At 71.3% G+C, this 22,700-nt stretch carries 14 protein-coding genes; 2 read left to right on the forward strand and 12 right to left on the reverse strand.

From position 1 onward, the window contains the following. Window positions 1–38: 38 nt before the first annotated feature. The 9 genes from HWD99_RS00620 to HWD99_RS00660 all read right to left on the reverse strand — a co-directional run bounded on the left by HWD99_RS00620 (window position 39) and on the right by HWD99_RS00660 (window position 15,007). Window positions 39–1,793 (reverse strand): DUF5605 domain-containing protein, encoded by a 1,755-nt coding sequence (locus HWD99_RS00620; protein ID WP_241794287.1) that lies wholly within the window; start codon window positions 1,791–1,793, stop codon window positions 39–41. Window positions 1,794–1,840: 47 nt separating this feature from the next. Next, a complete protein-coding gene (locus HWD99_RS00625) occupies window positions 1,841–4,624 on the reverse strand; it encodes an alpha-L-rhamnosidase (RefSeq protein WP_241794288.1) in 2,784 nt (927 codons plus the stop codon). Next, window positions 4,621–6,135, reverse strand: coding sequence for a glycoside hydrolase family 43 protein (locus tag HWD99_RS00630; protein ID WP_241794289.1), 1,515 nt, complete (start codon window positions 6,133–6,135; stop codon window positions 4,621–4,623). Before HWD99_RS00630 ends, HWD99_RS00625 begins: the two co-directional genes overlap by 4 nt. Before the next feature lie 25 nt (window positions 6,136–6,160). After that, window positions 6,161–7,294 (reverse strand): serine hydrolase domain-containing protein, encoded by a 1,134-nt coding sequence (locus tag HWD99_RS00635; RefSeq protein ID WP_241794290.1) that lies wholly within the window; start codon window positions 7,292–7,294, stop codon window positions 6,161–6,163. Further along, complete coding sequence (locus HWD99_RS00640; RefSeq protein ID WP_241794291.1) at window positions 7,291–9,744, reverse strand: beta-glucosidase; 2,454 nt, start codon at window positions 9,742–9,744, stop codon at window positions 7,291–7,293. The genes HWD99_RS00635 and HWD99_RS00640 overlap by 4 nt, the downstream gene beginning before the upstream one ends. Beyond that, the gene (locus tag HWD99_RS00645; RefSeq protein ID WP_241794292.1) at window positions 9,741–10,589 is read right to left on the reverse strand and encodes an ATP-binding cassette domain-containing protein; all 849 of its coding nucleotides are present in this window, start codon (window positions 10,587–10,589) and stop codon (window positions 9,741–9,743) included. Before HWD99_RS00645 ends, HWD99_RS00640 begins: the two co-directional genes overlap by 4 nt. Then, window positions 10,586–12,469, reverse strand: a complete 1,884-nt coding sequence (locus HWD99_RS00650) for a dipeptide/oligopeptide/nickel ABC transporter permease/ATP-binding protein (protein ID WP_241794293.1) — start codon at window positions 12,467–12,469, stop codon at window positions 10,586–10,588. The genes HWD99_RS00645 and HWD99_RS00650 overlap by 4 nt, the downstream gene beginning before the upstream one ends. Continuing rightward, window positions 12,466–13,407, reverse strand: coding sequence for an ABC transporter permease (locus tag HWD99_RS00655; protein ID WP_241794294.1), 942 nt, complete (start codon window positions 13,405–13,407; stop codon window positions 12,466–12,468). Before HWD99_RS00655 ends, HWD99_RS00650 begins: the two co-directional genes overlap by 4 nt. 73 nt (window positions 13,408–13,480) lie before the next feature. Beyond that, window positions 13,481–15,007 (reverse strand): ABC transporter substrate-binding protein, encoded by a 1,527-nt coding sequence (locus HWD99_RS00660; RefSeq protein ID WP_241794295.1) that lies wholly within the window; start codon window positions 15,005–15,007, stop codon window positions 13,481–13,483. 194 nt (window positions 15,008–15,201) lie between these two features. On the opposite strand from HWD99_RS00660, the gene HWD99_RS00665 reads away from it, so the two are divergent. Both HWD99_RS00665 and HWD99_RS00670 read left to right on the forward strand, forming a co-directional pair. Continuing rightward, on the forward strand, window positions 15,202–15,879 hold the full coding sequence (locus tag HWD99_RS00665; RefSeq protein WP_241794297.1) for a TetR/AcrR family transcriptional regulator: 678 nt from the start codon (window positions 15,202–15,204) through the stop codon (window positions 15,877–15,879). Then, entirely contained in the window at window positions 15,876–18,287 is a 2,412-nt protein-coding gene (locus HWD99_RS00670; protein WP_241794298.1) for a glycoside hydrolase family 2 TIM barrel-domain containing protein, read from the forward strand. Before HWD99_RS00665 ends, HWD99_RS00670 begins: the two co-directional genes overlap by 4 nt. An 82-nt stretch (window positions 18,288–18,369) precedes the next feature. Here HWD99_RS00670 and HWD99_RS00675 read toward each other — a convergent pair whose 3' ends face one another. The 3 genes from HWD99_RS00675 to HWD99_RS00685 are packed head-to-tail and all read right to left on the reverse strand — an operon-like array spanning window position 18,370 to window position 22,654. Beyond that, window positions 18,370–19,770 carry a rhamnulokinase family protein gene (locus HWD99_RS00675; RefSeq protein ID WP_241794299.1) on the reverse strand — a complete coding sequence of 467 codons (1,401 nt, stop codon included), beginning with the start codon at window positions 19,768–19,770 and terminating at the stop codon, window positions 18,370–18,372. Further along, window positions 19,767–21,803, reverse strand: a complete 2,037-nt coding sequence (locus HWD99_RS00680) for a bifunctional aldolase/short-chain dehydrogenase (protein ID WP_241794301.1) — start codon at window positions 21,801–21,803, stop codon at window positions 19,767–19,769. The genes HWD99_RS00675 and HWD99_RS00680 overlap by 4 nt, the downstream gene beginning before the upstream one ends. Next, window positions 21,800–22,654, reverse strand: coding sequence for an alpha/beta hydrolase (locus tag HWD99_RS00685; protein ID WP_241794303.1), 855 nt, complete (start codon window positions 22,652–22,654; stop codon window positions 21,800–21,802). The genes HWD99_RS00680 and HWD99_RS00685 overlap by 4 nt, the downstream gene beginning before the upstream one ends. Window positions 22,655–22,700: the final 46 nt, after the last annotated feature.

Consider the following 22,700-nt stretch of genomic DNA (forward strand, 5'->3'; position numbering starts at 1 on the left):
CGGGCGTGGACCGTCCGGTCGCGGGCCGGCCGCGCGGCTCAGGCCCGCGACACGCGCACGGCCATGAACGGACGACCGGGAAGCTCGACCCGCACGGATCCCGCGCCGTGCACGCCCGGCAGGCGGTCGACGGTCATGTTCCAGGTGTCGATGACGTCGATCGTCCAGGCGCCGTCGTCGAGCAGGACGTTGCGGAAGCGCGGGCGGTTGAAGCCGAAGTAGCCGACGCGCAGCTCGCCCGCCACCCCGCCCCACGGCACATCCCAGTCGCCGGGCAGCGGATCCCACACACCGTCCGGGGCCTCGGCGAGAAGCTCCTCCAGGAAGCGGATGCGGTCGGGCGACGAGCCGTGCAGCACTCCGCCCTTCGACCACCAGAGGATCTCGTCGTCGAGCCCGAGCGCCGACGGCAGATACGTCTCGCCGTGGCCGACGTACCCGCCGCGCACGGCCCCCTCCCAGAACCTACGGACCATCTCCTCCCCGGTGATGTTGCCCCAGCCCTGATCGATGTCGCCCTCGTACGCGCACTCGTCGATCACGACGGGCTTTCCCCAGCGCTCCCGCCACTCGTCGGTGTTCTCCGCCGTGCGGTACACATCGACGCGCTGGATGCTCACGTGCGTGATCCACGGCGCCGAGTAGTCGTAGAAGGGGCGGCAGTTGTGGATGGAGTTGAGGTGGCCGAACGCATCCTCCTCGCCCACCACGGCCGCGAGGCGCTCCCAGTCGGCGGTGTCCTTGGCCCAGAGCAGGTCGTACTCGTTCGCCATCGACCACCACACGTTCGCGAAGCCCGACAGCCGGCGCACCGCATATCGCAGGTAGCGCTCGTCGACGGCGGGTCCGAGATCGGCGAAGCCCCAGCGATCGTACGCATGGAAGAGGATGAGATCGGCTTCGATGCCCAGAGCGGCGAGACGCAGGATCCGATCCTCCAGACGCCGGAAGTGCGCGGGATCGAAGCGCTCGAGGTCGAAGCCCTCGGCGAGCGAACCGGGGAACGGGAAGTCCGCCGGCTCGTTCGCGTTGTAGAGATACGACTTCGGGAAGACGCACATCCGCATCTTCGTGAAGGGTGCCTCGGCGAGCGTCGCGAGAGTCTGCTCCTGCAGATCGTCGGGCTGATGGGTCCACGCGTACGCGGTGGTGCCGAGCGGGCGGTGCCGCGTGCCGTCCGCGTGCCGGAAGTGGAAGCCGTCGACCCGCACGGGGCCGTGTGCACCGTCGGCGGCGGGGACCACCGTGATCGTGCCGCGCAGGCCGTCGAGCGACCGCGCGGTCGACCGCGTCTCGAACGACCAGTCGCCCGTGGCGTCGGCGAGGGCCCGGATGACGTATGCGCCGTCGCCGTCGTAGAACCCGCCCACCCGCAGCTCGGACCCGTCGCGCACGAAGACCGCGTCGAGCTCGACGTCGACGAACGGATTGCCGTGCGAGGGGCCGTCGATGCGGATCTCCAGCGGCGCCCAGAGGGAGACGGACGCGGGCGACGTCATCGACGCAGACGCCCGGGGCACGGTCTCCGGTTCGTACGCGGGGTCGGGCGCGATCGCCGGTGCAGAGGGTGCGCGCTGCACGTCGTCGCCGATCTCGGCGAGCTCGGCCCAGAGCCGGTCACGGGCCTCCTGCGTCTCGAGCGCCGGCACGAGGGCCACGAGTGACCCGAGCCGTCCGTCGCGGAACTGCACGGCCATCGGCGAGGCGGCGAATCCGGGCATGAGGCGTTCGAGCACGGCGCGTGCGCCGGGATGGTCGAGGGCTTCTCCGAAGGTGGAGCGGCGATCGAACATGACGATCCTTCCGGTCAGGTGGTCGGTGTGTGCAGGTGTGCGGTTGTTCAGGCGGTGGCGGTGCGGACGGCCTCGTCCACGCGGGCGAGCACGGCGGGCGGGCTGAACATGAGGGCGGTCGCGAGGGGACGGCCCGAACCCCAGACCGTGTCGGCGCGGACCGCGTCGACACGCTCGGGAGCCACCTCGGACAGGGCGTCGAACAGCGCCCGATAGGCGCGCGGGTCGTCGATCACCTCGGCGAGCGAAGCGGCGAGGCCCGGCAGCGCCCGGCGGGGACTCGGCTGAGGGGCCGCGTAGCGCCACTCGTGCGACCCCGCAGCGACGTCGTCGGGTGCGCCGGGCACCGACACCGCTGCCGTCGTGTTCGGGGGGACCACGGCCGTCACGACGATCTCGTCGCCGTCACGACGCCACGACACGGATGCCGTGCCGTAGGGCGTCTCGTGCCGTGCGGACGCGTGCTCGAGACCGGCGAGGGGCCGGGGTGCGATGCGCAGACGCCGATAGCCGGCACCGGCCGGAGCGAGCCCTGCCACGGTGCGATGCATCCAGTCGGCGACCGCGCCCAGCGCGTAGTGGTTGAACGAGGTCATCTCGCCGGGGTTCACCGATCCGTCGGGCAGGAGCGAGTCCCAGCGCTCCCACACGGTCGTCGCCCCCTGCGTGACGGGGTACAGCCACGAGGGGCACTCGGTCTGCAGCAGCAGTCGCTCGGCGGCATCCAGGTGGCCGGCGTTCGTCAGCGCGTCCGCGACCAGGGGAGTGCCCACGAACCCGGTCGCGATGCGGTAGCCGCCCTCGCGCACCAGCGCGGCCAGGCGGTCGCCGAGACCCTCGCGGTGGCGCGCGTCGGTGACCAGATCGAACTCGAGTGCGAGCGCGTAGGCGGTCACGGCGTCGCTCATCATGCGTCCGGCGGGCGTGATGTACTGGTCGACGAACGCCTCGCGCGTGCGCTCCGCGAGAGCGCCGTAGCGAGAGGCGTCGTCGAGATGCCCGAGGAGTCGGGCCGCGTCGGCGACCTGACGCAGCGACCGCGCGAGGTAGGCGCTCGCCACGATGTCGGAGTCGACCCGCGCCTGACCGGGCTTGTCGGCGGGGGCAGCCGGGTCGAGCCAGTCGCCCAGCTGCATCCGTCCTGCCCACAGCCCGTCGTCGCCGGCGTCGCGGAGCACCGCGTCGACCCACGCACGCATGCTCGGGTACTGCGCGGCGAGCACCGAGACGTCTCCGAAGCGCTCGAGCAGCACCGTCGGAACCACGGTCGCCGCATCTCCCCACGCGGCGGGCGTCGCCGCGTCGGCGCCACCGAATCCGGGCAGCGCCGCGGGGACGACGAGCGGCACCGCTCCGTCGGCACGCCGCTGCTCGAGCGCGAGGTCGCGCAGCCATGACGTGAGGAATCCGTCGCAGTCGTACAGGAAGCTCGCGGTGGGGGCGAAGACCTGGATGTCGCCGGTCCAGCCGAGGCGCTCGTCGCGCTGCGGGCAGTCGGTGGGGATCGAGAGGAAGTTGCCGCGCATGCCCCAGCGCACGTTCTCATGCAGGCGGTCGAGAAGCGGGTGGGAGGACTCGAACCATCCGGTGCGCCGCATGTCGGTGTGCAGCACGACCGCCTCGACGGCATCCGGCGACACCTCGACGCCCGTGATCTCCGCGTAGCGGAAACCGTAGAACGAGAACCGCGACTCGAGCACGTCGTCGTCGCCCGAGAGGTCGAAGGTCGCCGTGGCGGCGGCGTTGCGGAGCGGGCGCAGGGCGAGCTCGCCGTTCTCGAGGACCTCGGCGTGGCGGACGACGAGGCGGGCTCCCTCGTCGCCCCGTACGCGGATGCGCAGCCTGCCGACGAGGTTCTGGCCGAAGTCGAGGATCCGTCCACCGGACGGCGTCACGATCACCGACGCCACGGGCAGGGTGTCGGTGCGTCGGACCGGCGGTGCGATGCGGGCTTCGGGCACGGGCACGTTCTCGTAGCCCGGGAGCGCGGCGGCGCCGATGCGCACCGGTGCCCACGACGACGGGCTGCGGCGCAGGTCCTGGTGCTCGCCCGGGTAGATGCCGCTGTCGACGACGGGTCCGTCGCCGGCGGCCTGCCACCCTTCGCCGGTCGCGGCGACGGTCTCGGTCGTGCCGTCGGCGTACGTGAGGCGGATCTGGGCGAGGAACGACGGCTGTGTGCCGTAGAGCCGCGCCGCGAAGGCGAAGAAGCCGTATCGCTCGGTGTACCAGGCCCCGGCGATGGTCGCACGCAGCTCGTTGACCCCGTCGTGCAGGAGCGCGGTGATGTCGATCGTCTCGTGCACGAGACGATCCCGGTAGGCGGTCCAGCCGGGGGCGAGCACGTCGTCCGAGACGGCGGCGCCGTTGACCTCGGGCTCGGCGACGCCGAGCGCGGTCCAGAACAGCAGCGCCCGCGCGATCGGACGCTCGAGCGTGAACGACGTCCGCACCTCGGCCGGCTGGGCCTCGCGGTCGGGGTCGGCGAGGCCCACCGGCTGTGCGACCCACTCGCTCTCGGCGAGGAAGCCCGAGGCGACGGCGAGCGGTCGGCTCCACGGCGTGCTCGACCCGCCGACGGAGTGCGCGCGCACGCGGACGGAGCGGACCTCGCCGGCCGTCATCGGCGCGAAGGGCCAGTCGACGAGCACGCTCTCGCCGCCGTCGAGCGCGACGGTCTCGAGTCCGTCGGCGATCTCGACGGACGACTGCAGCCAGCCGTCGTCGGGCGACACGACGGTCCAGCTCAGGCGCGGGGTCGGGGTGGCGACGAACGGGGTGTCGTCGCGCAGCTCGGCCCTGACCGTCGCGATCTGCGCGGTGCCGCTCACTCGTCGTCGCCTTCGGCGGTCCACCGCAGCACCGCCACGTCGCCCGAGCGGGCGTAGACGCCGATCACCCGTCCCGTGAACGACTCGGTGGTCTCGGAGGAGAGGAAGCGGCCGTCGACCGTGGCCAGCTCCCGGCGCTCGCCCTCCGTCGTCACGGCGAGGTGGAACACGTCGGAGGTCTTCGGCAAGCCGCCACCGGCGGCGGGTCGGCGCGACTCGATGTGGAGGTCGAGCACCTCGGACGTCAGCGGGATGCTCCACTCCTGCACGAGATCGGCGACGACGGCCCGGGCGATCACGACGCCCGCCCCGGCCTCGAGCTCGACGTGGAAGCGCTCGTCGTAGCGCACCGCGAGACCGCCGACGCCGGCACGCACGTCGACCGTCACGGTGACGGCGTTCGTGAGGTGCTCCTGACGGCGGCCGAGGAAGACGGGGTGCGGATCGTCGAGCGTGCGTCCCGCTCCGTGCAGCACCAGGGCATCGGGGCGCGCGTCGAGGTCGGCGATCGACGCCGGAGTGGTCCGCACCGCGATCCACTCGCCGTCGAGCGTGCGCTGCGCGGAGAAGTCGACGTCGACGCGGGTGCCGGGTCGCGGGTTCAGCGGCACCGGGTCGATGGCCGGCCAGCCGTCGTCCCGCCAGTGCACGGTCGTCACGAAGGTCTCGCGACCGAGCGCCGAGAACGCGCGGGTCATGCTGCGCGGACGCACGCCGAGCAGCACGCACAGCCAGTCGCCGTCCGGCCCGATGACGAGGTCGCCGTGGCCGGTGTTCTGCACGGGGCGGATCGTGGACCGCGCGGACACCAGGGGGTTCTGCGGCGCGGTCTCGAAGGGGCCCTCCGGCGAGTCGCCGCGCGCGATCGAGATGCCGTGGCCGCGCTCGGTGCCGCCCTCGGCGATCATGAGGTACCAGCGTCCGTCGACCGCGTACAGATGCGGCGCCTCGGGGAACTGGCCCCCGGTGCCCGACCAGACCGAGCGGGGCTCCTCGAGGGCCACGTGCTGGTCGAGGTCGACCCTGACCTGCTGGATGCCGAGATGCTGGCCCACCCCCTCGCCGCTCAGGAGGAGTCCCGAGTAGGTGATGTACACCGTGCCGTCGTCGCCCCAGGCGATGTCGGGGTCGATCCCGTCGAGCGAGCGCGACCCGTCGTGCGTGCGGATCAGCTCGCCGTCGCTCCAGGGGCCGGCGGCGTCGACCGCGGTGAAGTGGAGCATCCCTCGCCCCATCGCATCCGTGATGACCAGATGGAACACCCCGTCGCGGTGTCGGATCGTCGGAGCCCAGGCGCCCCCCGCGGTGGGGACGTCGGCGACCGCGAGCTGATCGTCGCGCGTGGCCACGTGCCCGATGAGCTCCCAGTTCTCGAAGTCGCGTGAGCGGTGGATCGGGATGCCGGGCAGGTACTCGAACGTCGAGGTGGCGAGGTACCACTCGTCGCCCACGCGCACGACCGACGGGTCGGGGTGGAAGCCGTTGAGGAGCGGGTTGTACAGCGTCGTCATGAGGATGCTTTCCGAGTCGGGGGCGTCAGAGGGAGAGGAGTCGACCGAGGTCGCGTGCGAGGGTCACCGCGCGGGGGTCCGCGCCGCCGGGCCAGGGCCCCCGGGCGATGGTCCACGCGAACGCGATGCCCGTGTCGGGGTCGACGCAGGCCAGAGCGCCCATCGCGCCGTCGTGTCCGAAGGAGCGCGGGCCGCCGAAGGCCAGCTGCTGCGAGGGCTTCTGGAAGACCACCGCGTGGGCGCGGTCGCTCTGGTGCAGCACCTCGTCGTAGCCGCGGATCTGCTGCTGGCCGATCTGGGCGACCGTGTCGGCGGAGAGGAGCGGCGGTCGGCCGTCGACGCCGGTCACGCCGACCGCCAGCAGTCGGGCGATGCCGCGTGCGGTGCCCGCGCCGGACCCGGCCGGATGACCGTAGCGCCAGCTGCGCGGGGAGTGGGCGAGGTCGACGTCGTCGGGAAGCGCGAACACCACGGGTCCCAGGGCGGACGCTGCCGGCGGATTCCCGCCGGAGGGCGGAACGACCATCGGCAGCAGCGGCACCAGTCTGTCCTCGTGCTCGGCGGGCAGTCCGAGGAAGAAGTCGATGTCGTGCGGGCCGCGGATGTCGTGCTCGTAGAGCTCGTGCAGTGTGCGCCCGGTGACGCGGTGCACGAGCTCGTCGGCGAGGTTGCCGATGGTGATGGCGTGGTAGCCGAAGGCGCTGCCGGGGTGCCAGAACGGGCGCTCCTCGGCGAGGCGCGCGGCGGCCGCGTGGTGGTCGAGCAGCTCGTCCCAGGTGAGACCGGGCGATGTCTGCGGCAGGCCCGCCTGGTGCGACAGCAGCTGACGCACGGTGACCGCCGCCTTGCCCTTCGCGGCGAACTCCGGCCAGTAGTGCGCCACGCGCTCGTCGAGGTCGAGCTCGCCGCGCTCGACGAGGAGCCCCACCACCACCCCGATGATGTTCTTCGTCACGGAGTACGGGACGGTGAGCGACCGCTCGTCGAGATGCGGTCCGCCCCACGCGTCGAGCACCGGCGCTCCGTGCCGATACGCGGCGACCTGGAAGGACAGGTCGGGATCGTCGGCGAGGGCGTCGTCGAGCCGGGCGACGAGCACCGCGAGGCGCTCGTCCGCCCGACCCTGCAGCGCGCCGGTGAGGCGCACGAGATCGGTCATCGCTGATCCCAGTCGACCCGCAGCGGCAGATCCGTCGCCGAGCATCCGACGTGCAGCGTGAAGCGGCCAGGCTCGACGACCCAGCCGTCGGCCCAGTGCGCGAGTCGTCGCGGAGCGACGGGCACGACCGCCGTCACGGTCTCACCCGGCTCGGCGTGCACCACCGCGAAGCCGACCAGCCACAGGAGCGGCCGTTCGACCGAGGAGTCGGTGCGCTCCGCGTAGACCTGCACCACCTGCTTGCCGCGGCGCGAACCGGTGTTCGCGAGGGTCACCTCGACGGTGTCCTCATGCCGCTGCGCGGTGCCCCACGACCACGTGGTGTACCCGAGCCCGTGACCGAAGGCGTACGCCGGGGGCGTCTCCTGCTTCAGCCAGGCGCGGTAGCCGATGTGCAGTCCCTCGCCGTACACGAGGCGACCGTCGGTCGGGGTCACGTCGGTCACCGGCACGTCGTCGAGCGAGGCGGGCCACGTGGTGGGCAGGCGCCCTCCCGGCTCGGCGGCACCGGTCACGACATCGGCGATCGCGTGTCCGAACTCCTGTCCGCCGAAGTACCCCTGCACGATCGCCGAGACCTCGCCCGCCCACGGCAGCACCACGGGAGAGCCGGCGTTGACGATCACGACGGTCGGGGTGCCGGTGGCGGCGACCGCGCGCACCAGGTCGTCCTGGCGTCCGGGCAGGTCGAGGTCGACGCGGTCGTAGCCCTCGGACTCGACCTTCGCGTTCGTGCCCACGACGACGATCGCGACCTCGGAGTCCCTCGCGGCCTCGACCGCACGGGCGATCAGGGCATCGGGGTCGGTGCGCTCGGGAGCGATGCCCAGCGTGATGCTCAGCGCCCCGTCGAGCGCGCCCTGCGATGCCCGCGTGATCTCGACGCGGATGTCGATGGCGCGGCCCGACTCGACGGAGACCGCGGTGGTGAGAGACGGAGGATTGAGGAACGCCGCACCGAGGTCGGTGCCCTCGAGCACGGGGGTGTCGTCGAGCACGAGGTCGCCGTCGACGAAGACGCGACCCGGGTTCGCCCCGGCGAAGCCCAGCTCGATGCTGCCCGTCTCCGACGGCGTGTACCGGGTGGAGAGCACCACGGTGCGACTCGCCCCGATCGGTGCGTCTCCACCGAACCAGACGAGAGCGGTGGCGCGACGGTCCTCGGCGAACAGCTCGTGCCCCGCCTCGTCGAGGAAGCTCACGCGCAGTCCGGGGTCGCCGGTCACGGGGTTGACGATCGACGACAGGGGGATCTCGGCCACGCCCTCCTGCACCACGGCGCCGATCTCGTAGCGCACGTCGGCGTGGGCGAACGCCGCCCGCAGCGCATCCCACGGAGACACGACCTTCTCGGGCAGCACGGTGGCGGACCCGCCGCCCTGCGTTCGCGCCTCGGTGGCGTTGTGGCCGATGACCGCGACGCGGGTCAGGGTGCCGGAGTCCAGCGGCAGCACCCCGTCGTTCTGCAGCAGCACGGACCCCTCGATCGCCGCCTCCCTCGCGAAGGCGGGGCCGTCGATCGGGGCAGGGACGAGCGCGGCGGTGCCGTCGAGGGCACCCACCCGCTCGGCCAGGAGGAGGATGCGCAGCACCTTGCGGTCGATGTCGCTCTCGCGCACCCGACCGTCGCGCACCGCGGCGACGAGCTCCGACCACGCCGGCGCGGGCCCCGGCATCGCGAGGTCCTGCGCGGCGGCGACGGCGTCGAGCGAGCGCACGGCCGTCCAGTCGCTCACGACGACCCCGTCGAAGCCCCATTCGCTGTTCAGCGGCGTCTCGAGCAGCTCGTTCTCGGTCATGGTGACCCCGTCGACCGCGTTGTACGCGCTCATGATCGACCACGCCCCGGCCTCGACCGCACGCTCGAACGGCGCCAGGTACAGCTCGCGCAGCACCCGCTCGTCGACCTCGACGTCGACCGTGAAGCGGTCGGTCTCCGAGTCGTTCGCGACGTAGTGCTTGGGCGTCGCCGCGACGCCGTTGTCCTGCAGGCCGCGCACGTAGGCAGCGCCCAGCTCCGCGGTGAGCTCGGGGTCTTCGCTGAAGCACTCGAAGTGACGCCCGCCGAGGGGGGAGCGATGCAGGTTGATCGTCGGTCCGAGCACGACGTCGACGCCCTTGCGTCGCGCCTCCGAGGCGGCGGCCGCGCCGTAGCGGTGGGCGAGCTGCACATCCCACGACGCGGCGAGGGCCGACCCGGAGGGGAGGTTCAGCGACGGCTCGCGCTCGTCCCATCGCGGGCCGCGCACTCCGGCGGGTCCGTCCGACAAAGTGAGCGCCCGCAGACCGATCTCGGGCAGCGGCACCGTGGTCCAGAAGTCCGCACCCTGCACGAGCGCGGCCTTCTGCTCGAGGGTGAGCCTGTCGAGCAGCGGTCGCAGATGCGCGGTCGATGCGGCGGACTCCCCGGACCCTGTGGAGGCGGGGGCGACGATGTCTGAGGAGGTCATGCGGCGGATCCTTCGGAGGTCTGCGCGTCGATGAGAGCGCGCCGGTCGACGCGTCGCTGCTGCTGCGCGTCCGGGTCGGGGACAGGGGCGGCGAGGAACAGCCGCTGCGTGTAGGGATGCTCGGGACGTGCGGTGACCTGGTCGCCGTCGCCGGTCTCGACCAGCTCGCCCCGATACATCACCGCCACGCGGTGGCTGATGTGTCGGACGACCGCGAGGTCGTGCGAGATGAAGAGGTACGCGACGCCCGTGCGCTCCTGGATCTCGATGAAGAGGTCGAGCACGCGGGCCTGGGTCGACAGGTCGAGGGCCGAGACCGGCTCGTCGCAGACGATCAGTCGGGGGTCGAGCGCCAGCGCGCGCGCGATCGCGACGCGCTGGCGCTGCCCGCCCGAGAACTCGCGGGGCAGCCGGCGGGCAGCATCCGCCGGCAGCCCGACGCGATCGAGCAGGTCCGAGACCCGGGCGTTCGCCTCGCGTGCGGCGACACCTCGGGCGGTGAGCGGCTCGGCGAGGATCTGCGCGATCGTCATCGAGGGGTTCAGCGAGGAGTACGGGTCCTGGAAGACGACCTGGATCTCACTCGACAGCGTGCGCCGTTCGCGTCGGTTGAGGTGGCCGATCTCCCGACCGTCGTAGCGGATCGAGCCCTCGGTCACCGGGGCGAGTCCCAGCACCGCGCGTCCGAGCGTGGTCTTCCCCGACCCCGACTCGCCCACCAGGCCCACGGTCTCACCGGGGCGGATGTCGAGCGACACCCCCTTGAGGGCGTGGAACGGCTCGGCGCGGAATCCCTTGCCGGGGTAGGTGACGTGGAGGTCCTTGACCTCGAGCAGCGTGTTCACGACCGGCCTCCTTCGGCGGTTCCTGCGGAGATGAGCGGGCCACGGGCCGGACCCTCGTCGAGGATCGCGTCGAGCAGCGACTGCGTGTAGGCGTGCGAGGGAGCCCCGAGGATGGTGCGCACGGGCCCCTGCTCGACGAAGAGTCCCTGCTGCATCACCGTGACGCGGTCGCACAGATCGGCGACGACGCCGAAGTTGTGCGTGACGAGCAGCATCGCCATCTGCCGCTCCCGCTGCAGGTCGCGCAGCAGATCGAGCACCTCGGCCTGCACCGTGACGTCGAGCGCCGTGGTGGGCTCGTCGGCGATGATGAGGTCGGGGTCGGTCGACACCGCTCCGGCGATCAGCACGCGCTGCGCCATGCCGCCGGAGACCTCGAAGGGATACGCCTCGAAGGTGCGCTTCGGGTTCGGGATGCCGACGCGGTCGAGCAGCGCGAGCGACTTCTCGGTCGCCTCCTTCTTCGACAGGCCCAGGTTCTTGCGCAGCGGCTCGACGAGCTGGTACCCGATCGTGAACGACGGGTCGAGATTGCTCATCGGCTCCTGCGGGATGTACCCGATGCGCCGACCGCGGATGCCGGCGTAGGCGCTCTCCGACGCGTCGGCGAGCTGGGTGCCCTCGTAGTCGATCGACCCCGCGGTCACCCGGCCGCCGCGCGGCAGCAGGCCGAGCACGGCGAACGCGGTCTGCGTCTTGCCCGAGCCCGATTCGCCGATGAGTCCGTGCACCTCTCCCTTGCGGATCTGCAGCGAGACACCGTGGACGACCTCGATGTCGTCGCCCTCGGACTGCTCGTACGCGACACGCAGATCGGAGACCGTGAGGATCGGCGTCGATCCGAGAGAGCTCGTCCTCGCGTCGTCGGGATGCACGATCGTGTCGCCCACGACGGGCAGGGGCGCCGAGTCGTCGAGCTCGGACGCGTCGCCGCCCGACAGGCTGAACGAGGTCGTCACCGCAGCGATCGACCCTGTCGCGGTCGTGACCGCGCGGCGGCGGCGCCGACGCACGACCGCCGTGCGCTCGAGCACGTCGCGCATGCCGTTCGCGAGAAGGGTGAGTGCGATGGCCGTGAGGCCGATGGCGAGCGAGGGCCACAGCATCAGCAGCGGCTGCTTGTAGATGTTCGCGAAGCCGTCGTTGAGCATCCCGCCCCAGGTCGGGACGCTCATGTCGCCGAGGCCGAGGAACTCGAGCCCCGACTGGATGGCGATCGCGATGCCGGTGATGATCGCGGACTGGATGATGATCGGGGCGCGCACGACCGACAGGATGTGGCGGCCGATGATGCGCACGTCGGAGAGGCCAGACACCTTCGCCGCGTCGACGTAGAGCTCGCCCCTGACCCCGGTGACCGCGGCGTAGACCAGGCGGTAGTAGGCGGGGGCGAGCAGGATGCCGAAGATGAACATCGCGAGCCACACGCTCGGGCCGAGGACGGCGCGGGCGGCGAGCAGCACGACGATGCCGGGAAGGGCCATGACCAGCGAGGTGACCCAGGAGGCCACGGCGTCGAACCACCCGCGGTAGTACCCCGCGATGAGGCCGGAGACGACGCCGATCACGAGGGCGGTGACGACAGCGACGAGTGCCGCCGCGAGCGTGACCTGGGTCGCCGCCAGCAGCCGCGACAGCACGTCGCGGCCGGCGCTGTCGGCACCGAGCAGGTGCTCGGAGCTCGGCGGCGCGAGCACCAGCTGCAGCGAGGCGAGGTTGGGGTCGAACGGGGCGATCCATCGGCCCGTGATCGCGATCACGGCGACCACGACGAGGAAGACCAGCGAGATCAGCGAGACGGGGCGTCGCACGAGTCGACGAAGCAGCGAGGTCTTCGCGTGCGGCGTGGGCACCGCGACGGGAACGTCGATAGCGGTCATGAGAGTCGCACCTTCGGGTTGAGCGCTGCCTGCGCGAGGTCGATCAGGAGGTTCACGATGAGGACGATCACCGCGAAGGCGATCACCACGCCCATGACGACGGGGATGTCGCCCTGCGTCGTGGCCGACACGGTGAGCTGACCCATGCCGGGGAGGGCGAACACCTGCTCGACGATGACGGCGCCGCCGAGCAGTCCGATGAACTGCACCGCGAGCACCGCGAGGGCGGGGCCGCCGGCATTGCGCAGCACGTGCTTGTAGACGACGCTGCCCGAGGAGAGTCCGCGGGAGCGGAGGGTGCGCACGTAGTCGCGGGACATGGCGTCGACCACCGAGCCGCGCACCTGCTGCGCCACGGCGGCGATCGCGCCGATCGACAGGGCGGCGATCGGCAGCGTGACCGAGGCGAGCCAGCCGCTGAACGACTGCGCGATCGGGATGTACCCGGTCGCCTTGAACCAGTGCAGGTTGATCGCGAAGATCAGCACGAGGTAGAGCGCGATGAGGAACCCGGGGATCGCGAAGCCGATGACCGAGATGAACTGGACGACGGTGTCGACCCAGCCGCCGCGACGGGCGGCGAGCACGCCGAGCACGATGGCGAGGACGGCGGAGATGAGGGTCGCGCCGATCACCAGCGACAGGCTGACGCTGAGACGACCGCTGAGACTCACGGACACGAGCTGACCGTTGAACCAGGAGCGACCGAGGTCGCCCGTCAGGGCCGAGGTCAGCCAGTCCCAGTACTGCACGGCGAGCGGGCGGTCCAGGCCCAGCTCGGCGGCCTTCTGCGCGACGAGCTCCTCGGTGGCGTTCTGGCCGAGGATGCGGCGGGCGATGTTGGCGCTGTCGAGGAAGAGGAGTCCGAAGGTCACCATCGAGATGACGGCGAGCAGGACGATGCCGGCGAGGATCCGGCGCACGATGAACATGAGCATGCTGCGCTCCTGTGGTGGGAGGGATCGGGGTCCGGTCCTCCCGCCGACGGGCGGGAGGACCGGAGGGTCCGCGTCAGGACTTCGGCGTGAAGTCGTAGATCGCGGGGTAGGCGTTCGTCGGGAGGACCTCGACGGCCGTGTTCGCATCCGTGGCGAAGCTGCCCTGCACGCGGTAGAACGGGGCGAACCAGGCCTGCTCGACGATGTACGCGTTCAGCTCCTTCGCCACCGATTCCTGCGTGGCCTCGTCGCCGAACTGGATCTGCTGGATGTACTCGTCGACCTTCGGGTCCTCATAGCCGAACGGGTTGAAGATCGCGGACGGGGCGATCATGAACTGGATCAGCTGCCAATCCGGGTTCTGCTCCAGGGCCATGAACGATGCGGGGAACTTCGGCGCGAGGAGGTCGGCGATGAAGTTGTTGCCCGGGTCGGTGTACTCCACGCCGATTCCCACGTCCGCCAGCTGCTGCTCGATGAGCGTGTAGGTGGTCGCGCCGAGAAGCGTGGACGACGGCATCGACAGCGTGAGGCCCGTCGCGTAGCCGGCCTCGGCCAGCAGCTCCTTCGCCTTCTCGGGGTCGTAGGTGTAGTACTCGTCGAGCGCGGGGTCGTAGGCCGCCGAGCTCTCGGGGAACACCTGCGTGGTGACGGTGCCGTTGCCGAGCTGCAGAGCCTCGAGCAGGCCCTCGCGGTCGAACGCGTAGTTGAGCGCCTGACGCACCCGCACATCGGCGAGCGCGGGGTTCATGGTGCCGGCGCGGTCGAGGAGCAGCATGCCCTGGAAGTCGAGCTCGTTCGCGTTCACGGTCCAGCCCGCTCCCTCGACCTCGGCGAGGTTGTCGTTGCTGGCGAGCTTGACGCCGTTGGCCTCTCCGGCCTTGATCGCGTTCAGCGAGGCCGTGGCGTCGGCCAGGACGTTGATCACGAGGGTGTCGTAGTGCTGGACGTCGGGGTTCCAGTAGTCCGGGTTCTTCGTGTACGTGTAGCTCGTGCCGGTCACCGTGGCTCCGGTGTCGAGCACGTAGGGTCCCGAGCCGACCGGGTCGGTCGCGAGGTTGTCGTTGCCGAGCGACTCGCCGCTGGCCACGAGTCCGGGGTCGCGGGTGAGGTAGTTCAGGAGCGCCGGGTCGGGGGCGCCGAGCGTGATGACGACGGTGGTGTCGTCGGGAGCCTCGAAGCTCGTGATGCCCGCGAAGTAGTTGGCGTCGGGCGAGGTGCCGTCCTTGAAGCGCTGGAGGTTGTCGACGACGACCTGGCCGGTGAGGGCCGAGCCGTCGGAGAACGTGACGTCGTCGCGCAGCGTGAGGGTGAGGACGGTGTTGTCCTCGTTGTACGACCAGTCGGTCGCGAGCCAGGGCTCGATGGTGCCCTCAGGTGTGGCGAGGAGAAGAGTGTCGAAGACCGCCTGGTAGAACGGGGCGCGGTTGCCCCACTCCGAACCGGCGGGGTCGAACGTGGTGGGCGGAGTGATCGCCCCGAGTGTGAGCGTGCCGCCGCTCCCGTCCCCCGAGCCGCCGTCTTCGGTGCCTCCGGCGCAGCCGGTGAGCACGAGAGCAGCGATGGCGATGGTGGCTGCTGTGGCCTTCCAACGGAACATCCTTTGTCCCTTTCGTGGGTGGCGGTACCCCTGCGGACCGCCTCTGGAGGGAGAAGCTAGCAGCAAAAACTAGCGATCGCTAGGTTTTGAAAATAAAAAGCTAGCGAACGCTCGGATTTCGTTATAGAACGGTATCCGGAGGCTCGCGATCGGAGTGGATGGCGACCGCCGTGACGGGGGATACGGTGACAACGATGACGAACACCATGAACAAGGGACCGAAGGTCAGACGCGGTGTGCGCGGTCAGTACGCCAAGACGCGCGAGCGCCGGAAGGCGATCCTCGACGCCGCGCTCGAGGTGTTCTCCGAGGGCGGGTACCGAGCCGGATCGCTCCGGGAGATCGCCCAGCGGGTCGGCATCAGCGAGGCCGGGCTGCTGCACCACTTCCCGAACAAGGGCGCGCTGCTCGAGGCGGTGCTCGACCACCGCGACGACCGCTCGCGCGAGATGGTGCCGCTCGAGTCCGGCGACGGCGCCGCGATGATGCGCGGCCTGATCAGGCTGGCCGAGTACAACGCCTCCGTGCCCGGCGTCGTCGAGCTCTACTGCACGCTGTCGGCCGAGGCGACCTCGAGCGACCACCCCGCACACGGCTACTTCGTGCGGCGCTATGTGTACACGCGCACCAACATCGAGCGCGGGTTCGCCAACCTCGCCGACCGGGGACTCCTCCGTCCCGGGGTGACCCCCTACCGCTGCGCGGTGGCGCTGATCGCCCTGATGGACGGCCTGCAGGTGCAGTGGCTGCTCGACCGCTCGGTGGTCGACATGGCGGATGAGCTGCGGGCGTGGGTCGACGGCGTCGCGGACATCGACTGGACCACGGCGGACGCCGAGACCCCCGCCGTCGACGAGGAGCACGACCGATGAGCCGCATCCCCTTCGTCGACGGCTGGAGCGTCGGCCCGAAGCTCGGCGCCTTCGAGGCGCGCGACGACTCCACCGCCTCGGTGCCGGTGCACCTGCCGCACGACGCCCTGCGCGACCTGCCCCGCTCGGCCGATTCGGTGCAGGGAGTGCACAGCGGATACATCCCCGGCGGCGTGTTCGAGTACACGAAGACCTTCGAGGCCCCGGCGGAGTGGCGCGACAAGACGGTCCGCGTCGAGTTCGAGGGCGTCTACCGCGACGCGACCGTCTTCGTGAACGGCGACTTCGCCGCCCACGAGGCCAACGGATACGCGGCGTTCGTGGTGGACCTCGATCCGTTCCTGCGTCTCGGCGAGGTCAACACGATCTCGGTGGAGGCCCGCGTGCATCGCGACAGTCGCTGGTACACCGGGGGCGGCATCTACCGCCCCGTGCACCTGCTCGTCGACGACCCTGTGCACCTCGCACTCGACGGCACGCTGGTCGTGAGCCGCGACATCGACGACGAACGCGCCATCCTCGAGGTCTCCACGCGCGTCGAGAACCGCACGCGGTACACGGCGACCCGGCGACTGACCTGGACGGTCACCGACGACGACGGGGCGATCGCGGCGACGGGCACATCGCCGGTCACGGTCCTGCCCGGTGGCGACGCCGTGGCGCGCGTGCGACTCGCGGTGGACTCCCCGCGGCTGTGGGGGCCCGATTCCCCGCACCGCTACCGGGTGCGCGCCCTGCTCGACGACGGCGGGACGCCGACCGACGAGACCACGACCGCCCACGGCATCCGCCGGCTGCAGCTCGACACGCGGCACGGGCTGCGCGTGAACGGCGTCTCCGTCGACCTGCGCGGCGCGTGCATCCATCACGACAACGGTCCGCTCGGCGCGGTCTCGATCGCGGATGCCGAGGACCGTCGCGTCCGGCTCCTCCGCGAGGCGGGGTTCAACGCCATCCGCAGCGCCCACAACCCGGCCAGCCGCGCCCTGCTCGAGGCCTGCGATGCGCACGGGATGCTCGTGATGGACGAGCTGACGGACGTCTGGACGAAGTCGAAGACAGCGTTCGACTCGTCGATCGGCTTCGAGGAGAGGTGGCGGCGCGACGTGGCCGCCCTCGTCGCGAAGGACGCGAACCACCCGTCGGTGATCCTGTACTCGATCGGCAACGAGATCCTCGAGCTCGCCACCCCTCATGGGGCGACCTGGAGTCGGCGCATCGCCGAGGAGTTCCGCACCCTCGACCCGACGCGCTTCGTCACGAACGGCATCAACGGCATCATCGCGAACCTCGGGCGGATGGCCGACGCGATGGCCGAGGCCGCGGCATCCGACCCCAACACCATGATGGCGGGCATGGGCGAGCAGATGGCGCGCATGAACTCCTCGGCGCTCGTGACCGAGTCGACGGAGGAGTCCGCCGCGGTGCTCGACGTGGTCGGTTTCAACTACGCCGACTCGCGCTACGACCTCGATGCGGAGCTCTTCCCGAACCGCGTGATCGTGGGCTCCGAGACCTTCCCCGATCGCATCGCCTCGCTGTGGTCCGACGTGCGCCGGCTGCCGCATGTGATCGGCGACTTCACGTGGACCGGGTGGGACTACATCGGCGAGGCCGGCATCGGACGCGTGGACTACACGGATGCCGAGGGCTACACGCCCACCGGCACGGCCGGGCCCTTCCCGTACCTGCTCGCCCAGTGCGGCGACATCGACATCACGGGTCATCGCCTGCCGGCCTCGTACTACCGCGAGATCGCCTTCGGTCTGCGTTCCGAGCCCGTCATCGCGGTGCATCGGCCCGCGCATCACGGCCGTCCCGTCGCCAAGACACCGTGGTCGTGGGACGACGTCGTGTCGAGCTGGACGTGGGATGCTCCCGCGGGGTCGCCCGTCACGGTCGACGTCTACGCCGACGCCGACGAGGTCGAGCTGCTCCTCGACGGTGAGGTCGTCGGGCGCGTCACGGTCGGGGCGCCCCGTGCGCTCGTCGCCCGCTTCGAGACCGAGTACCGCCCGGGCGCCCTCACGGCGGTGGCCTCTGCGGGCGGAGCCGAGGTCGCGCGCACGTCGCTCGCGACCGCCGGCCGTCCGCTGCTGTCGGCGAGGGCCGAGCGTGACGAGATCGCCGCCGACGGTATCGGCTATGTGGAGATCACGATCGCCGACGACCAGGGCACGCTGCACTGCGACCGTGACCGCCCGGTCGCGGTCGAGGTCACGGGCGGCGAGCTGGCCGGGCTCGGCTCCGCGAGGGCGCGCACGGAGGAGTCGTACGGCTCGTCGTCGGCGACCACGTTCGACGGGCGGGTGCTCGCGATCGTCCGTGCGGGGTCACCCGGAGAGATCCGTGTGACGGCGACGGCCGAGGGATTCGCGCCGGCGACTGCGGTGATCGCGGTCCGCTAGATCTCCTCCGAGAGATCGCGTCGGGAACGCGTCGAGCCCCCACGACCGGGCGGTCGCGGGGGCTCGTGGCATCCGGATCGCGTCAGTCGCGCGGTGCGAAGAGCTCCGGCCGGTGGGTCGCGGCGACCAGGGCACGCAGGTCCTCGAGCGACGCGGGCGCCGCGCCGAGTGCCCGCGCCTGCACGAGCACGTTGCCGAGAGCGGTCGCCTCGACCGGGCCCGCCAGCACGGGAAGACCCGAGCGATCCGCCGTCGCCTGGCACAGCAGGCGGTTCAGCGACCCGCCGCCCACCAGATTGATGCTGTCGAGCGTGCGTCCCGACAGGTCGGCCGCCGTCTGCACGGCCTCCGCGAACGCGGTCGCGATCGACTCGACGATCGCGCGCGCGAACGCGGGACGCGTCGTCGGGGCGTCGTCGCCGAGCAGCGCCGCGATGCGCGCCGGCATGCCGCCGGGAGCGCTGAGGCTCGGATCGTTCGCATCGAACAGCGGCGCCTCGTCGGTCACGGCGGATGCCGCGGCGAGCAGCTCGGGCAGGTCGATCGACGTGCCGTCCTCCGCCTCCCACGCGCGCACCGTCTCGCTGAGCAGCCACAGTCCCGTCACGTTGTGCAGGAACCGGTAGCGGCCGTCGACGCCCCGCTCGTGCGTGAAGTTCGCCTCGCGCGCGGCATCCGTCAGCACGGGCTCCGCGAGCTCGACGCCGACCAGGCCCCAGGTGCCGCACGAGATGTAGGCGGAACGCGGCGTCGCGAGGGGCGCCGCGACGACGGCCGACGCCGTGTCGTGCGACCCGACCGCGGTCACGGGCAGGTCCTTGCCGATGCGCGCGGCGATCTGCGGTCGGAGAGTGCCGATGGTCGCGCCGGGGTCGACGAGCGGCGGGAGCACGCGGGTCGGGATGCCGAGGCGGTCGGCGAGCGCCGTGTCCCACTCGCCGCTCGTGACGCCCAGCAGCCCCGTGGTCGACGCGTTGGTGCGCTCGGCCACGGCCTCGCCGGTGAGCAGGAACGCGATGAGGTCGGGGATCAGCAGGGCGGTGTCGGCGTCGGCGAGACGGGCGTCGACGCGGTACTGGTAGAGCGTGTTGAACGGCAGGAACTGCAGTCCGTTGCGCTGGTACAGCTCCTCGGGCGACGCGATCGGGTGCACCTCGTCGACGCCGCGGGCGCTGCGCTCGTCCCGGTAGTGGAACGGCTCGGCGAGCAGTTCCCCGTCGGCCACCAGCCCGTAGTCGACGGCCCAGGAGTCGATGCCGATGCTCTCGATGTCCGGCTCTCGACGCACCGCCTCGGCGAGGCCCTCGACGACGTGCGCGAACAGCGCGTCGAAGTCCCAGTGCAGGCCGTCCTCGCGTTCGACGGGGCCGTTGGGGAACCGCGAGACGAGCTCGAGGTCGAGCCGGCCGTCGCCGATGCGCCCGATCATGACGCGGCCGCTGGTCGCGCCGAGGTCGACCGCGGCGACGGTGCGGACCGTCATCGCAGGAACGCCGCGGCGACGCCCGAGTCGACGGGGATGTGCAGGCCGGTCGTGCGGCTCAGCTCGGGGCCGGTCAGCACGTACACCGCGTCGGCCACGTTCTCGGGAACGACCTCGCGCTTGAGGATCGTGCGGTTGGCGTAGAACTGGCCGAGGTCCTCTTCGGCGACGCCGTAGGTCGCGGCGCGGTTCGCACCCCAGCCCGAGGCGAAGATGCCGGAGCCGCGCACGACGCCGTCGGGGTTGATGCCGTTGACGCGGATGCCGTACTCGCCGAGCTCGACGGCCAGCAGGCGCACCTGGTGAGCCTGGTCGGCCTTGGTCGCCGAGTACGCGATGTTGTTCGGGCCGGCGAACACCGAGTTCTTCGACGAGATGTAGATGATGTCGCCGCCGAGCTTCTGGTCGATGAGCACGCGCGCCGCGGCCTTGGACACGAGGAACGATCCCTTGGCCATGACGTCGTGCTGCAGGTCCCAGTCCTTCTCGGTGGTCTCGAGCAGGGGCTTCGACAGTGAGAGGCCGGCGTTGTTGACGACGAGGTCGACGCCGCCGAACGCGAGCACGGCGTCGTTCAGTGCAGCCTGGATCGCGTCGGCGTCTGCCACGTTCGCCGCCACTCCGATCGCGACGTCGGTGCTGCCGAGCTCGGCCGCCGCGGCCTGGGCCTTCTCGAGGTCGAGGTCGGCGATGACGACGCAGGCGCCCTCGGCGGCGAGGCGGGTGGCGATGGCCTTGCCGATGCCCGAGGCGGCGCCGGTGACGAACGCGATGCGCCCCTGGTGGGACTTCGGCTTCGGCATGCGCTGCAGCTTGGCCTCTTCCAGTGCCCAGTACTCGATGCGGAACTTCTCGGCGTCGGAGATGGGGGAGTAGGTCGACAGCGCCTCGGCGCCGCGCATCACGTTGATCGCGTTGACGTAGAACTCGCCGGCGACGCGGGCGGTCTGCTTGTTGGCGCCGTACGAGAACATGCCGACACCCGGCACGAGCACGATGAGCGGGTCGGCGCCGCGGATCGCGGGCGACTCGGCCGTCGCGTGCGCGTCGTAGTAGGCCTGGTAGTCGGCGCGGTACTCGGTGTGCAGCTCGTGCAGGCGGGCGATCTGCTCGTCGACGGATGCCGTGATCGGCAGGTCGAGGATGAGCGGCTTGACCTTGGTGCGCAGGAAGTGGTCGGGGCAGCTGGTGCCGAGGGCGGCCAGCTCGGGGGCGCGCTCGGAGGCGAGGAAGTCGAGCACGACGTCGGAGTCGGTGAAGTGACCGACCTGCGGCTTGTCGGTCGAGGCGATGCCGCGGATGGTGCCCGCGAGGGCGGCGGCCCGCTCGCGGCGCTCGGCCTCGGGGAGGGCCTCGAATCCGGCGCGCACACCGCCGAAGGGGTCGGCCGCGCCGTTCGCCTCGATGTATGCCGCGGCGGTGTCGATGATCCAGAGCGAGTGGGCCTCGGCCTCCTCCGACGTGTCGCCCCAGGCGGTGATGCCGTGCCCGCCGAGGATGCATCCGATCGCGTCGGGGTTCGCTGCCTTGATCGCGGCGATGTCGAGTCCGAGCTGGAAGCCGGGGCGGCGCCACGGCACCCACACGACCTTCTCGCCGAAGATCTTCGTGGTCAGCGCCTCGCCGTCGGCGGCGGTCGCGATCGCGATGCCCGAGTCAGGGTGCAGGTGGTCCACGTGCGCGGCGTCGACGAGGCCGTGCATGGCGGTGTCGATCGAGGGGGCGGCTCCACCCTTGCCGTGCAGGCAGTAGTCGAAGGCGGCGACCATCTCGTCTTCGCGGTCGAGGCCGGGATACACGTCGACGAGCGCGCGCATGCGGTCGAGGCGCAGCACCGCGAGGCCCTGCTCCTTCAGCGTGCCCAGGTCTCCCCCCGAGCCCTTGACCCAGAGCAGCTCGACCGGCTGACCCGTGACCGGATCGGTCTCGGTGCCCTTCGCCGAGGTGTTGCCGCCGGCGTAGTTGGTGTTCTTGGGGTCGGCGCCGAGGCGGTTCGACCGCTCGATGAGGGCGGCGGCGGTGGGGTTGGTCATGGCTGTTCCTTGTTCTCGGGAGTCGTGGCGAGGATGCGGCGGGCGAAGCGGTCGATCGATGCTGTCGCCGCCGCGAGATCAGGCTTGTTGAGGTGACCGTGGCGGGTTCCCGACGCGGTGGAGATGTCGAGCTCGACGCCCGCGGCGCGCAGCGTGGCGCCGAACGCCTCACCCGAGACGCGGAGCTCGTCGATCTCGTCGTTGATCATGATCGTGGCGGGGAAGGCGCGCAGATCGTCGACGGATGCCGTGCCCGGCACCGCGTAGACGTCGCCCTGCTCGGCAGGGACGCCGAGATAGTTCTCGTACATGACGCGCACGGGATCGGGGCCGAACACGTCGGCCTCGGGATCCGCGTCGAGCGCGGCGCGGAGCTCGTCGTCCGGCGGGCCCTGCACCGCGTGCAGCGTCGGATACGCGAGCACGGCGAGAGCCGGAATCGGACCCGTGCCATGGCTGAGGCGCAGCGCGGCACCGGTGGCGAGGTTGCCGCCGGCGCTCGCGCCGCCGAGCGCCCAGGGGCCGGCGGCGAGGCCCGATGAAGCGGCCCAGCGGAAGGCATGCTCGACCTCGTCGGACGCGACGGGATAGTGCACGCCGTCGCGTCCGGGGGCACCGGCGGCCGCAGCCCAGGTGCGAGGGAACGGCGCGAGCGAATAGTCGACCGACACCACGACGATGCCGCGGTCGGCGAAGCTGCGCGCGACCCAGTCGGCCTCGGGCATCTCCAGCTCGCCGGCGGCGAATCCTCCGCCATGCGCCCAGACGAGTCCGGGTCCCGCAGGTTTCTCCGGCTGGTACACGCGCAGGGGAAGGGGGCGGAGGGGCCCATGGGGCACCCGATCGCTCACGGCATCGGCCCTTCTGTGAGAGGGGCGTCGGGACGCGGGGATCGGC

This window comes from Microbacterium sp. C5A9 (assembly GCF_022627955.1).
Lineage (GTDB): Bacteria > Actinomycetota > Actinomycetes > Actinomycetales > Microbacteriaceae > Microbacterium.

What these genes read in the sequence shown, in the direction of transcription:
- HWD99_RS00635 (WP_241794290.1), bottom strand. Translation starts at nt 7,294, where the DNA reads ATGACCGATCTCGTGCGCCTCACCGGCGCGCTGCAGGGTCGGGCGGAC.
- HWD99_RS00620 (WP_241794287.1), bottom strand. Translation starts at nt 1,793, where the DNA reads ATGTTCGATCGCCGCTCCACCTTCGGAGAAGCCCTCGACCATCCCGGC.
- HWD99_RS00665 (WP_241794297.1), top strand. Translation starts at nt 15,202, where the DNA reads ATGACGAACACCATGAACAAGGGACCGAAGGTCAGACGCGGTGTGCGC.
- HWD99_RS00675 (WP_241794299.1), bottom strand. Translation starts at nt 19,770, where the DNA reads ATGACGGTCCGCACCGTCGCCGCGGTCGACCTCGGCGCGACCAGCGGC.
- HWD99_RS00655 (WP_241794294.1), bottom strand. Translation starts at nt 13,407, where the DNA reads ATGCTCATGTTCATCGTGCGCCGGATCCTCGCCGGCATCGTCCTGCTC.
- HWD99_RS00650 (WP_241794293.1), bottom strand. Translation starts at nt 12,469, where the DNA reads ATGACCGCTATCGACGTTCCCGTCGCGGTGCCCACGCCGCACGCGAAG.
- HWD99_RS00670 (WP_241794298.1), top strand. Translation starts at nt 15,876, where the DNA reads ATGAGCCGCATCCCCTTCGTCGACGGCTGGAGCGTCGGCCCGAAGCTC.
- HWD99_RS00660 (WP_241794295.1), bottom strand. Translation starts at nt 15,007, where the DNA reads ATGTTCCGTTGGAAGGCCACAGCAGCCACCATCGCCATCGCTGCTCTC.
- HWD99_RS00640 (WP_241794291.1), bottom strand. Translation starts at nt 9,744, where the DNA reads ATGACCTCCTCAGACATCGTCGCCCCCGCCTCCACAGGGTCCGGGGAG.
- HWD99_RS00680 (WP_241794301.1), bottom strand. Translation starts at nt 21,803, where the DNA reads ATGACCAACCCCACCGCCGCCGCCCTCATCGAGCGGTCGAACCGCCTC.
- HWD99_RS00630 (WP_241794289.1), bottom strand. Translation starts at nt 6,135, where the DNA reads ATGACGACGCTGTACAACCCGCTCCTCAACGGCTTCCACCCCGACCCG.